Source organism: Polaromonas sp. P4_F9 (genome assembly GCF_056401235.1).
In genome coordinates this window covers 1-12,593 of record NZ_JBFUJT010000058.1, presented here as the reverse complement: position 1 = coordinate 12,593, position 12,593 = coordinate 1, and the positions used below count along the sequence as shown (strand labels likewise).

11 protein-coding genes are annotated in these 12,593 nt (G+C 62.4%); 7 read left to right on the top strand and 4 right to left on the bottom strand.

What is annotated here, in order from left to right; translation table 11 throughout:
• Together AC1DUB_RS27580 and AC1DUB_RS27575 are read left to right on the top strand one after the other, a co-directional pair.
• On the top strand, nucleotides 1-249 hold a 249-nt coding region (locus AC1DUB_RS27580), incomplete at its 5' end, for a transposase (RefSeq protein WP_477732274.1).
• Nucleotides 250-361: 112 nt separating this feature from the next.
• Nucleotides 362-1,741 carry a sensor histidine kinase gene (locus tag AC1DUB_RS27575; RefSeq protein ID WP_477732273.1) on the top strand — a complete coding sequence of 460 codons (1,380 nt, stop codon included), beginning with the start codon at nucleotides 362-364 and terminating at the stop codon, nucleotides 1,739-1,741.
• A gap of 145 nt (nucleotides 1,742-1,886) precedes the next feature.
• On the opposite strand, the gene ispF is transcribed toward AC1DUB_RS27575, so the two are convergent.
• Nucleotides 1,887-2,396, bottom strand: coding sequence for a 2-C-methyl-D-erythritol 2,4-cyclodiphosphate synthase (gene ispF, locus AC1DUB_RS27570; RefSeq protein ID WP_477732272.1), 510 nt, complete (start codon nucleotides 2,394-2,396; stop codon nucleotides 1,887-1,889).
• Between the two features lie 99 nt (nucleotides 2,397-2,495).
• Entirely contained in the window at nucleotides 2,496-3,230 is a 735-nt protein-coding gene (gene ispD / locus AC1DUB_RS27565; RefSeq protein ID WP_477732271.1) for a 2-C-methyl-D-erythritol 4-phosphate cytidylyltransferase, read from the bottom strand.
• A 182-nt stretch (nucleotides 3,231-3,412) separates the two neighbouring features.
• On the opposite strand from ispD, the gene mfd reads away from it, so the two are divergent.
• From mfd to AC1DUB_RS27550, 3 genes are read left to right on the top strand one after another with little or no spacing between them, the layout of a single operon-like run.
• Complete coding sequence (gene mfd, locus AC1DUB_RS27560) at nucleotides 3,413-6,901, top strand: transcription-repair coupling factor (protein WP_477732270.1); 3,489 nt, start codon at nucleotides 3,413-3,415, stop codon at nucleotides 6,899-6,901.
• On the top strand, nucleotides 6,898-7,608 hold the full coding sequence (serB, locus tag AC1DUB_RS27555) for a phosphoserine phosphatase SerB (RefSeq protein ID WP_477732269.1): 711 nt from the start codon (nucleotides 6,898-6,900) through the stop codon (nucleotides 7,606-7,608). Before mfd ends, serB begins: the two co-directional genes overlap by 4 nt.
• Nucleotides 7,609-7,623: 15 nt before the next feature.
• Nucleotides 7,624-9,471 carry an ABC transporter ATP-binding protein gene (locus AC1DUB_RS27550; protein ID WP_477732268.1) on the top strand — a complete coding sequence of 616 codons (1,848 nt, stop codon included), beginning with the start codon at nucleotides 7,624-7,626 and terminating at the stop codon, nucleotides 9,469-9,471.
• 190 nt (nucleotides 9,472-9,661) lie between these two features.
• Here the strand turns inward: AC1DUB_RS27550 and AC1DUB_RS27545 are convergent, their stop codons facing one another.
• Together AC1DUB_RS27545 and AC1DUB_RS27540 are read right to left on the bottom strand one after the other, a co-directional pair.
• The gene (locus AC1DUB_RS27545) at nucleotides 9,662-9,937 is read right to left on the bottom strand and encodes an HNH endonuclease (RefSeq protein ID WP_477732267.1); all 276 of its coding nucleotides are present in this window, start codon (nucleotides 9,935-9,937) and stop codon (nucleotides 9,662-9,664) included.
• Between the two features lie 74 nt (nucleotides 9,938-10,011).
• Nucleotides 10,012-10,824, bottom strand: coding sequence for a DUF2726 domain-containing protein (locus AC1DUB_RS27540; RefSeq protein ID WP_477732266.1), 813 nt, complete (start codon nucleotides 10,822-10,824; stop codon nucleotides 10,012-10,014).
• A gap of 326 nt (nucleotides 10,825-11,150) precedes the next feature.
• Here AC1DUB_RS27540 and AC1DUB_RS27535 point away from each other — a divergent pair, with 326 nt between their 5' ends.
• Nucleotides 11,151-12,050 carry a dienelactone hydrolase family protein gene (locus AC1DUB_RS27535; protein ID WP_477732265.1) on the top strand — a complete coding sequence of 300 codons (900 nt, stop codon included), beginning with the start codon at nucleotides 11,151-11,153 and terminating at the stop codon, nucleotides 12,048-12,050.
• Between the two features lie 177 nt (nucleotides 12,051-12,227).
• Nucleotides 12,228-12,593: transporter substrate-binding domain-containing protein (locus tag AC1DUB_RS27530; protein WP_477732264.1), on the top strand; the 366-nt coding region annotated here is incomplete at its 3' end.

The window sequence follows — 12,593 nt, the reverse complement described above, 5'->3', positions numbered from 1 at the left end:
GCCACGCACAGCAACGTTCATATGCACTTCACCCCGACGTACTCGTCCTGGCTCAACCAGGTGGAGTTGTGGTTTGCCAAGATCGAGCGCGATGTCATCGCCCGTGGCGTGTTCACGTCTTTGCCTGATCTGAAGCGAAAACTCATGCGCTACATCCGCCAGTACAACGAACAGCCAAAGCCAGTGAAGTGGAAGTACTGTGATCTTTCACGACGCATCACTCCCGATTCAATCGTTACAGTCCACTAGGCCTCACCCCCCAACGTTTCGCAGGAGGTGCCAGCTGTCCACGCTGACCTGACCGGCACCCGGCGAGACTCACGTCCATCCTTGCGCCCTTGCGGCATGCCTACCCACCTTTATGGACGCCACCAACCCGATACCGCTTGAAACTGCGCCCGCTCCGCTGGAAATGCGCCCACGGCGGGGTTTCAGCCTGTTCTGGCGGACCTTTTTCTTTCTGTCGCTGCTGCTGCTCGGTTCCATCGTGGCCTGGCTTCAAACTTTTCGCGCACTGGAATCGGAGCCGCGCGCCATTCAAAGCGCCCAGCAACTGGCATCGCTGGTTAACCTGAGCCGTGCGGCCCTGCGCTATTCCGATTCGATTGCCCGTGTGTCGCTGATCAAAACGCTGGCCGACGAGGAGCGCGTACGCATCACGCCGCGTGAACCCAAGGACAAGTTCCAACTCTTTGAAAGCGACGACGAACTCGGCGAACGCATCACCCAGGAACTTCAGGCGCGCCTGGGCGCCAACACAGTCGTCGCCGGCACGGTCAATGGCCAGAAAGGCTTGTGGGTCGGTTTTACGATTGACGGAGACGCCTACTGGCTGCTCACCGACCCTTCCAAGGTGGGGCCTTCCCGAGGCAGCACTTGGGTGATCTGGCTCATCATCGCAGCGATCCTGTCACTGGCTGGGGCCGCCTTCATCGCGCGCCTGATCAACCGCCCGCTCAAGCAGCTGTCATTTGCGGCCAGCCGCATGCGGGATGGAGATTTTGACGCGAGCCTGCTCGACGAAAAAGTAGCCACCAGCGAAATCCGCGAGGTCAATATCGGCTTTAACCGCATGGCCGAGCAGCTGTCCAAAATCGAGCAGGACCGGGTCATCATGCTCGCAGGTATCTCCCATGACTTGCGTACACCGCTGGCACGCCTTCGGCTGGAGACCGAAATGAGCGTGGCTGACAAGGATGCGCGGGACCACATGGCCGCCGACATCACCCAGCTCGACGCCATCATTGACAAATTTCTCGACTACGCCCGGCCCGAGCCGGCGCGCCTTGAGCCGGTATCGCTCAACGCCGTGATCGAAGCGGCGGTATACGCCGTCGCCGACTATGACGACATGCGGGTCACAGTGACCGTTCCGGACGACCTGGCCGTCCTGGCCGACGAGGTCGAACTCTCGCGCGTCATTTCCAACCTGCTTGAAAATGCCCGGCGCTATGGCAAAACAGCCGAAACCGGCGTGGCCGTGGTCGACATTGCCGCCAAGGTCCGGGACCAATGGGTGCTGCTCAGGGTGCGCGACCACGGCATGGGTGTGGCCCCGGATACCCTGCCCAAGCTCACACGCCCGTTTTTCCGCGGCGATGCAGCGCGCACGGCCGCGACCGGTGCAGGCCTGGGCCTGGCGATTGTCGAGAAAACGGTCCAGCGCATGGGCGGCGTGTTTGGCCTGACCAACACCGGATCGGGCGGGCTGGCCGCGCATATCAAGCTGCGCAGAAGCTGAGGCCCTTGCGGGGCGCGCCAGCAGGCCACATCGGGGAGTAGCAGCGTGCTGCGAGAGTGCTGCGGTCCCCCTTCCCCAATTTTTTGCCAAAAAGATTCTTGGGGCCCCTTAAAATCATCAGCCCGATGCTATTAAAAATATAGCATCAATACAGCAACACCACAGCACGGGCTTCCATGCTCAGCCCCTGGCCGACCGGCCCCATCTTCTCGGCGGTCTTGGCCTTGACATTCACCTGCCCTGGTTCCAGGCTCAGCGCCTGTGCGATCCGCGCGCGCATCGCAGGGATGTGCGGGGCGAGTTTGGGAGCCTGGGCAATCACGGTGCTGTCTATGTTGCCGATCTTGTGGCCCCGATCGGCCAGCAGCCGCCCGGCCTCAGCCAGCAGCACCATGGAATCGGCACCCTTGAAACGCACATCAGTGTCCGGGAAATGGCTGCCAATGTCACCCAACCCGGCCGCGCCCAGCAAAGCATCGGTAATCGCGTGCAAGAGAACATCGGCATCCGAATGCCCCAGCAAGCCCATGGGATGTGGAATTTCAACACCACCGATGATGAGCTTGCGCCCGRCCACCAGCGCATGCGTATCCCAGCCTTCGCCGATACGGAAGTTGGGAAGATGGGAGACTGGGGTGGGCGGCACGGAATTCATGGCATTCGCTTTCGCATAAAAAAAGAAAGTAATCGCCTCCTGGGCGATCTATGGTCGTTAGTCGATGGTCGATGAGGGCCGGTCAATGGGTTCAGGTCTTCACGGTCTACGACTGCGCGTGAGCAAAATCGCCTCGGCCAGTGCGAAGTCTTCTGGGTAAGTCACCTTGAAATTTTGCGCACCGCCCGCCACCAGTTTCGGCGCCAGGCCCATGGCTTCCATGGCACTGGATTCGTCGGTCACGGCAGGGCCGGCCATGTCGAGCGCCCGCCTCAGTGCACCAATGCGAAACATCTGCGGGGTCTGGGCCAGCCATTTGTCGCCCCGGTCAATGGTGGCCGCCACGCGCCCGCCCGCTTCCGCCTTGAGCGTGTCGGGCAGCTTGTGCGCAAGCAAACCGCCCACATCGTCGTGCTCGCACGCATCCATCAGCTGGTTAATTTGCGCAGCGGTAATCAGGCAGCGGGCGGCGTCGTGGACCAGCACCCAGTCGTGCGCTTCGGCACCACCGTCGAGCAGTGCCTGGAGGCCATTGCGCACACTCTCGGCGCGGCTGCCACCCCCACAAGCGGCCACATCGAATAGCTTGCCCGGGGTCTGATCAAAAAAAAGATCACCCGGCGCCACCACCACCAGCGTGCCGGAAAGACGCTCCACATCTGAAAAAGCCGCCAGCGTATGCAACACCATGGCCCGCCCGGCAATCACCTCGTACTGCTTGGCGCCGGGCGTTCCGGCGCGACTGCCGTGCCCGGCACAGGGAATCAGGGCAAAAAACCGGGACACGGAGGGCGAATTGGACGAATTGAGGGAATTTGCGCTGGTTGCCGTCATCGCCTCATCATAGATTCTAAAATCCTCATTCTGAAGGCTGGAAGCACCCTACTCCGAATGGTTTGGGGTGCCTTGCTTTTTCCCGCAGTTTTTCCCGCCACTTTTCTCGTCATTTTTTAACGCAACTTTTCGCCGCACAATTTTTTATTGCCTTACCCGACCTAACGACGGCGCACCGATTAATGCATCTACCTCCACTCGTTTGCGGCAAACGCTACACCCTGCCACAGCCCGCCGGTTCCGCCGATGCCCTGCTGCTGGCCCGCCTGGGACAGCGCGAGAAAGCGGCCGGCAAGCTCACGGCCATCATCACGTCGGATGCCTCCACCGCGCAGCGCCTGATGGACGAGATGGCATTTTTTGCGCCGGATCTGCGCTACGCCCTGTTCCCCGACTGGGAGACCCTGCCCTACGACACCTTCTCGCCACACCAAGACCTGATCAGCGAGCGGCTTGCCACGCTGTGGCGCATTTCGCAGCGCGACAAGGACACCGGTGCCGACGTGGTGATCGTGCCGGCGACCACCGCGCTTTACCGCCTGGCGCCACCGAGCTTTCTGGCGGGCTACACCTTCGAATTCAAGGTCAAGCAAAAACTCGACGAGACCCGCCTGAAGGCCCAGCTCACGCTGGCAGGCTACAGCCACGTCACCCAGGTGGTGAGCCCGGGCGAATATGCGGTGCGCGGCGGACTGATTGACCTGTTTCCGATGGGCTCGCTGGTACCCTTTCGCGTCGATCTGTTTGACGACGAGATTGACAGCATCCGCACCTTTGACCCGGACAGCCAGCGCAGCCTCTACCCGGTCCCGGAAGTCCGCCTCTTGCCGGGCCGTGAGTTTCCGATGGACGACGATGCACGCGCCAAATTCCGGAAACGCTGGCGCGAGCTGCTGGATGGCGACCCGACCAAAAGCCGCATCTACAAGGATATGGGCAACGGCGTCGCCACGGCCGGCATCGAGTACTACCTGCCGCTATTTTTTGACGAGACCGCCACCGTGTTCGACTACCTGGGCAGCGATGCCACGGTGGTGTTGCATGGAGACCTGGAGCCGGCTTTCCAGCGCTTCTGGCAGGACACCAAGGACCGCTACCGGCTGGTGCGGGATGCGCCCGACCGGCCAGCCTTGCCGCCCGAATCGCTGTTTCTGGGGAGCGAGCAGTTTTACGCGCGGGCCAATGGCTACGCACAACTCGCCCTGCGCTCCACGGTGCAAGATGTGGAGGGCAATGCCCACTTCCAGAAACTCGACGACATGGCCGTCGTGCGCGGCGCCGAAGACCCGCTGGCCCGCTTCAAGGGGCACGTGCGCAACACGGCGCATCGCGTGCTCGTGCTGGCCGAAAGCGATGGCCGCCGCGAAAGCCTGCTCGACTTTCTGCGCGCCAGCAATGTCAGCCCGCCCGCTTTCGACTCACTCGAGGATTTCCAGGCCAGCGACGAAAAACTCGGCATCGCCACGGCCGCGCTGAACATCGGCTTCAGCTGGCTCGAGGAAGGCATCGACTTCGTCACCGAGACCGAGCTGTTTGCCGCCGGCGTCACCACCCGCAGGCGTAACAAAAAGCAGGAGCAGGTCAGCGACGTTGAAGCCCTGATCAAGGACCTCTCCGAACTCAATGTCGGCGACCCGGTGGTCCATAGCGCCCACGGCATCGGCCGCTACAGGGGCCTGATCAACATGGACCTGGGCCAGGACAAAAATCCGGACGGCACGCCCTCGCTCCAGGAATTCCTGCACCTGGAATATGCCGACAAGGCCACGCTGTACGTGCCTGTCAGCCAGCTGCACCTGATCAGCCGCTACACCGGCGTCAGCGCCGAAGAAGCGCCGCTGCACCGGCTGGGCAGCGGCCAGTGGGAAAAAGCCAAGCGCAAGGCGGCCGAGCAGATACGCGACTCCGCCGCCGAGCTGCTGAATATTTATGCCCGCCGCGCGGCGCGCGAAGGCCATGCTTTCCGCTATTCGCCGGGCGACTATGAAGCCTTTTCCAACGACTTCGGCTTTGAGGAAACCGCTGACCAGCGCGCCGCCATCCATGCGGTGATCCAGGACATGATCAGCCCGCGCCCGATGGACCGGCTGGTTTGCGGTGACGTGGGCTTCGGCAAGACCGAGGTCGCCCTGCGCGCCGCCTTCATTGCGATCACCGGCGGCAAGCAGGTGGCCCTGCTGGCACCCACTACCCTGTTGGCCGAGCAGCACTACCAGACGCTGGTGGATCGTTTCGCCAAGTGGCCGGTGAAGGTCGCCGAGATGAGCCGCTTCAGGTCCGCCAGGGAAATCACCGCAGCCATCAAGGGCCTCGCCGACGGCAGTGTCGACATTGTCGTGGGTACCCACAAGCTGCTCAGCCAGGACGTGAAGTTCCAGCGGCTGGGCTTGCTGGTCATCGATGAGGAGCACCGCTTTGGCGTGCGCCACAAGGAAAAGATGAAGGCCATGCGGGCCGAAGTCGATGTGCTGACGCTGACCGCCACGCCGATTCCGCGCACGCTGGGCATGGCGCTGGAGGGCCTGCGCGACCTGAGCGTGATCGCCACCGCGCCGCAGCGCCGGCTGGCCATCAAGACCTTCGTGCGCAGCGAAAACAACGGCGTGATCCGCGAAGCCGTGCTGCGCGAACTCAAGCGCGGCGGGCAGGTGTACTTTCTCCACAATGAAGTGGATACGATTGAAAACCGCCGCCAGAAACTGGAGGAAGTCCTGCCTGAAGCGCGCATTGCGGTGGCCCACGGCCAGATGCCGGAGCGTGAACTGGAGCGCGTGATGAAGGACTTCGTGGCCCAGCGCTACAACCTGCTGCTGTGCTCCACCATCATCGAAACCGGTATTGACGTGCCCAGTGCCAACACCATCGTGATGAGCCGCGCCGACAAGTTCGGCCTGGCGCAGTTGCATCAGTTGCGCGGGCGCGTCGGCCGCAGCCACCACCAGGCCTATGCCTACCTGATGGTGCCCGACATCGAAGGCCTGACCAAGCAGGCCAGCCAGCGGCTGGAGGCCATCCAGCAGATGGAAGAACTCGGCTCGGGCTTTTACCTGGCCATGCATGACCTGGAAATCCGCGGCACCGGCGAGGTACTCGGTGAAAGCCAGAGCGGCAACATGATGGAGGTGGGCTTTCAGCTGTACAACGAAATGCTCAGCGAAGCCGTGGCGTCCCTCAAGGCCGGCCGCGAGCCGGACCTGCTGTCGCCCCTGAGCGTGACGACCGAGATCAACCTGCATGCTCCGGCACTGTTGCCCAACGACTATTGCGGCGATGTGCACCTGCGCCTGAGTTTTTACAAGAAGCTGGCCACCGCCAAAAACACCGACCAGATCGACGCGCTGCTGGAAGAGATTGTGGACCGCTTCGGCAAGCTGCCACCGCAGGCGCAGACGCTGATCGACGTGCACCGGCTGCGCGTGATCGCCAGGCCGTATGGCGTGGTCAAGGTGGATGCGGCACCGGGTGTGATCAACATCACATTCAAAAAGGACCCGCCGATCGACTCGATGGCCATCATGCAGCTCATCCAGAAAAACCGGCACATCAAGCTGGCCGGCAATGACAAGCTGCGCATAGAGCGCGGGCTGGAAAACCCCAAGGACCGCGCGCAAATGGTGCGCGATATCCTGCGCTCACTCGGACAACCTACCAAAGAAACTGCCACCGCATGAATTCTGCTGAAATCTCCCCCGGCCTCGTCGTCAACGTCGCCATCCCCGATCTGAAACTCGGCGACTTCAAGCTGATTGCTTTCGACATGGACTCCACGCTGATCAACATCGAATGCGTGGACGAAATTGCCGACGCGGCAGGCCGCAAGGCAGAAGTGGCGACCATCACCGAAGCCGCCATGCGCGGCGAAATCACCGACTACAAGGAAAGCCTTCGCCAGCGCGTGGCCCTGCTCAAGGGTGTCAGCGCCGCCAGCATGGACGAGGTCTACCGTACGCGCCTCAAACTCAACCCCGGCGCCGCCAGGCTGGTGCAAGCCTGCAAGGATGCCGGCCTGAAGGTGCTGCTGGTCAGCGGCGGCTTCACCTTTTTCACCGATCGCATCCGGGACGAGCTGGGCATTGACTACACCCGCTCCAATGTCCTCGAGATCAGGGACGGCCTGCTGACCGGCCGCATGGTCGACCAGCCCTGGGGCGATATTTGCGACGGCGAGGAAAAGCGCAAGATGCTGCTCGAGACCTGCGGCAAGCTGGGCATCAGCCCGCGGCAGGCCATTGCCATGGGCGACGGCGCCAACGACCTGCCCATGATGGGTGAAGCCGGTTTGTCGGTGGCTTACCACGCCAAGCCGAGGGTGCGCGAGCAGGCCATGGTTGCCATCAACCAGGGCGGGCTGGACCGGCTGCTGGAACTCGTGAAATAGGCCGGCACCGCCGCCATGCCCCTGTTCAGGAAATTCGAAAGGCTGCTGCACGCCTACCCGGAGGCCGAGCCAGTCGTGCTGCCCAAGGGCTTCATCGCCTTCATCTGGGCGTGCAGCCGCGGCGCCCGCGGCTATATCCTGGTACTGGCCCTGCTGGCTGCCGCGATATCGGCCTTTGAAGCGCTGATGTTTGCCATGCTGGGCCGCATCGTGGACTGGCTGGGCAAGGCCGAACCGGCACGCTTGTGGATTGACCACGGCGCCACCCTCACCGTGCTGGCGTGGATTTTGGTGGGCAGCATTGTGCTGGTGGCGTTGCAGACCATCGTCAAGCACCAGACGGTGGCCATCAACTTCCCGATGCGCCTGCGCTGGAATTTTCACCGGCTGATGCTGGGCCAGAGCATGGCCTTTTACCAGGATGAGTTCGCTGGACGCCTGACCACCAAGGTGATGCAAACCGCGCTGGCTGTGCGCGACACGCTGTTTGTGCTGGCCGACGTGCTGGTGGCCATGGCGGTCTATGTGGCGACCATGACCGTGCTGGCCGCTGCCTTCGACACCAAGCTGATTGCCCCCTTCCTGGCCTGGCTGGCGCTCTACATCGCGTCGCTCTGTTTCTTTGTGCCGCGTCTGGGGCACATCGGCAAGCAGCAGGCCGATGCGCGCTCGCTGATGACCGGCCGCATCACCGACGCCTACACCAACATCACCACCGTCAAGCTGTTCTCGCACACCCAGCGCGAGGCCGCCTTTGCCCGCTCGGCCATGCAGGAGTTCATGAACACCGGCTACAGCCAGATGCGGCTGGTCAGCGCATTTGAAATAGTCAACCATGCCCTGAGCATGGGCCTGATTCTCGGCATGGCGGGCACCTCGCTGTGGCTCTGGAGCCTGGGCCAGGTCGGTGCCGGCGCCGTCGCGGCGGCCACCGCCATGGCGCTGCGGCTGCAAGGCATGTCGCACTGGATCATGTGGGAGATGACCAGCCTGTTTGAAAGCGTGGGCACGGTGCAGGATGGCATCAACACCCTGTCACGGCCGCGCTCGATTGTCGACAGGCCAGACGCCACCGTGCTGGACGTGCCGCGCGGCGAGGTCCGCTTCGAGCATGTTGGCTTCAGCTATGGCGAGGGGCCGCGCGTCATTGACGGCCTCACCTTGACCGTGAAACCTGGCGAAAAAATCGGCCTCATCGGCCGCTCGGGCGCGGGCAAATCCACGCTGGTCAACCTGCTGCTGCGTTTTCACGACCTCAACACCGGCCGCGTGCTGATCGATGGGCAGGACATTGCCGGCGTGACGCAGGACAGCCTGCGCAGCCACATCGGCATGGTCACGCAGGACACCTCGCTGCTGCACCGTTCGGTACGGGACAACATCACCTACAGCCGCCCCGGCGCGACCGAAGCGGAGATGCGGATAGCCGCCCGGCGCGCGGAAGCCGACGGCTTTGTTGCCAGCCTGACAGACCCGCATGGCCGCAAGGGCTACGACGCCCACGTGGGTGAGCGCGGCGTCAAGCTCTCGGGCGGGCAGCGCCAGCGCATTGCAATTGCACGCGTCATGCTCAAGGACGCCCCTATCCTGCTGCTGGACGAAGCCACCAGCGCGCTCGACTCCGAAGTGGAAATCGCCATCCAGAGCAGCCTGAACACCCTGATGCAGGGCAAAACGGTGATTGCGATTGCGCACCGCCTCTCAACGATTGCCGCCATGGACCGGCTGATCGTGCTGGATCAGGGCCGCATCGTGGAAGAGGGCAGCCACCGCACCCTGCTGGCGAGCGGCGGCCTGTATGCGCGGCTGTGGGCCCACCAGAGCGGCGGCTTTTTGACGGATGAAGTTGAACTTGCGGCGTAGCGCCGTGGCAGCTTGCCAGGTGGACTGGTCGCAACAAGCAGAACAGAAAGCCGCACCGGCGTGAACAGCGACATGAACAGCGATGTGAACGGCGACGGTATTGGTGGCCTGCCCCGCTTTGCCTCCCCTTCCCGGGCATTCACCGGTGCTCACCGGTACTCACCGGTAGTCGCCGCTGTTCACGGCTTCCTCAAGGCTCCATAGCGGCCCGCCTGAGTACTCGCCCGGGAGACCCGGCCGAGGCCGGAACGGTGCCCGCCGCATGTCGCTGGCCATTGCAGACCTCATGGCTGATGGCCAGATTCTCCACATGGCTGTTGCCACCTGCACTCAGGGGTTGAATATGCTCCAGGGTCGCCGCCTGGGGCGTCACGTGCTCACCGCAAACCCAGCAAGGCACCGTGCCGTGGAGTTGCCGCGCCACGATTTTGTAGATCTTGTCGCGGGTCAGCCCCAGCCTGCTCACAGCGCGACCTCCATGCGAGGACGACCGGGGAAACCGGCCACCCGCGCCTGAGCCGCCAGCATTAACGCGTTTCCTTAATCAAGCTTGGCAGGCCGCGTATCCAGAGGCTGGATGAAAGAGTCATCCCACTGCGTGGCAAACCGGTCTGCATTGTCGGGCGACCGGATGGTGCCTGTGCCATCGGCGCTAAAACCGACGTTGCTGTTTTTGCCGGACTGTGCGCCCTGATGGCTGTCCTTGTTGATTTCTTGCAAAGCAGCCTCTTTGGCGGTTCTGACCCGCTGCTGGGTAAAGGCATCCAGTTCCTCATGGAAACGGGTATCACCGACGCGAGTCTCCTGGTGATCCTGGCCATCCTGCCGCAGGCTCACAGGTATTTCACCCAAAAAGGCTGCACGCAGTGCGTCACCCGCGGGCAGGTGTGTTGCGTAAACGATGACGTAAGGTATGCCGCAATCCGACAGCAGCGACTCCTTCATATCACGGCCAGCCTGGTTGAAGCCGCGCTTGCCCGGCACATCCACACACCCCACCACCTTGCCGTCCGTCGTGCAGACGGTGAAGGTCGTATAAACGCCGTTGAGGAGCTCCAGCCAGCGCTCGCCCGGGTCCCTGCCGCCTTCCCGCTCACGCCTCTCGAGCGGAATGGTAAAACGCAGCACCGGAACCTTCACCATCACCATATGGTCAGGAAATGTGCTGCGCAACCACGTCCAGACGTTCTGCTCCTGGGTCGTCACCACCCCGCGCGCCTTGAGCGGCCAGGTGGAAGGCAAGCGCAACCTTTCGCTGGCTTCCCGCCGCAACCGCCAGGCGTAGAGCAAGGCGCCCGCCAGCATGCCCACGGCAATGCCCAGCAACGTCATCAGAAAAGTCGTCAGGTTCACGATGTTGTCCTCCTTTTTTTTGCGCAAGCGGAACGGGCGTGCTACAACTGCGGCGACAGTGGTCAACAGCAGTCAGTCACAGCCCACGCGCGATATTCAAGTTCTGCAGCGGCCGTCCCAAAGCGCTATTTAAACAGGATTTTTCCGCTTTGCCAGCAGTTTGGGCCAGGAAAAGGACTCATCCTCAATGAATACGCGGCTAATTAGCTACACTTTTAATAGCAAATGGCAATTTTCCCTTTGCCCGTCCGTGCCGTGGGCTTGACCGGCGCTTTTTGCCAACCCTCCAGCGAACCGATATGCTGGAAGTTCTTCAGGAGACTCTGATGGAACGTAAAACTGCCCAGGATTTTGACCAGGAACTGCTGATTCTGTTTGATGCCTATGTGCACGGCACGATAGACCGGCGCGGCTTTCTGGAAGGTGCCCAAAAATTCGCCACGGCTGGCATCACAGCCGGTGCGCTGCTCGCAGCCTTGAGTCCCGACTTTGCCGCGGGGCAACAGGTACCCAAAGACGACAGGCGGCTCAAGACCGCCATGCTGGACTACCCTTCAACGGCCGGGTCGGGCACCTGCAAGGGCTATCTGGCCAAGCCGGCCAACGCCTCCGGCAAGCTGCCGGGTGTACTGGTGATACATGAGAACCGCGGACTCAACCCGCACATTGAAGATATTGCCCGCCGCCTGGCACTCGACAATTTCGTAGCCTTTGCACCCGATGCGCTCTCACCGCTGGGCGGCTACCCGGGCGACGAAGACAAGGCCAGGGAGCTTTTTGGCCGGCTGGACCAACAAAAGGTCATTGAGGATTTTGCCGCAGCCGCGACTTTTCTGCGCGGCCGGGAAGAGTGCACAGGCAAAGTGGGCGTCGTCGGCTTTTGTATTGGCGGTGGCTTCGCCCACACGCTCGCGACCCGCCTGCCTGAACTCAACGCTGCCGTGTCTTTTTATGGCAACCACCCCCCTGCAGAAGCCGCCGCCAGGGTCAAGGCGCCGCTGCTGATCCACTTTGCGGGGCTTGACGAACGCCTCAACGCCTCCTGGCCGGCCTATGAAACTGCTCTGAAAGCCGCCGGGGTGACATACACAGCCCATCAGTATGCCGGCACCCAGCACGGTTTTAACAATGACACGACGCCCCGCTACGACGCCGCCGCGGCGCGGCTGGCCTGGGGGCGCACGATGGAATTTTTCAACAAATACCTGAGAACGCCCGGGGCCTGACGGTCCTGGTCCTGCAGCTCGCGCGGTGCCGGATGCAGGCAGGTGTGGCCTGCCCCATCCATTACCGTCAACGGGCGTGTGCCCGGCTTTGCACGCGTTACCATTGGTATCTTTTCGATTCGCGGCCCTCAGCGGGCCGCTTGAAGCGTTTTCTACCCCACCTGTTTGGAATTACCCATGAACCTCTTGCAAAAAATAGTGGCTACGGCCGGACTGTTCACACTCGCGCTGGGCGGCGTCCACGCCCAAAACACCGAGCTGGTGGTCGGCTCCAGCGCCACCTACCGGCCGTTTGCCTACGAAAGCCCGAGCAAGGAGATCGTCGGCTACGACGTGGACATGATCAAGGCCATCGCCCAGAAGGCGGGCCTCAAAATCAAGATCGTCAACACCCCCTGGAGCGGCATCTTCGCGGCGCTGAACAACGGCGACCTCGACCTCGTGATCTCCGGCGTCACCATCAACGACAAGCGCAAACAGTCGTACGACTTCACCAGCCCCTACTTCGAGGCGCGCCAGCTCATTGCCGTGCACAGCAACAGC

Excerpts from the sequence above, each read along its gene's own strand:
- AC1DUB_RS27575 (WP_477732273.1), top strand. The coding sequence starts at position 362 with ATGGACGCCACCAACCCGATACCGCTTGAAACTGCGCCCGCTCCGCTG.
- ispD (WP_477732271.1), bottom strand. The coding sequence starts at position 3,230 with ATGACGGCAACCAGCGCAAATTCCCTCAATTCGTCCAATTCGCCCTCC.
- mfd (WP_477732270.1), top strand. The coding sequence starts at position 3,413 with ATGCATCTACCTCCACTCGTTTGCGGCAAACGCTACACCCTGCCACAG.
- serB (WP_477732269.1), top strand. The coding sequence starts at position 6,898 with ATGAATTCTGCTGAAATCTCCCCCGGCCTCGTCGTCAACGTCGCCATC.
- AC1DUB_RS27550 (WP_477732268.1), top strand. The coding sequence starts at position 7,624 with ATGCCCCTGTTCAGGAAATTCGAAAGGCTGCTGCACGCCTACCCGGAG.
- AC1DUB_RS27535 (WP_477732265.1), top strand. The coding sequence starts at position 11,151 with ATGGAACGTAAAACTGCCCAGGATTTTGACCAGGAACTGCTGATTCTG.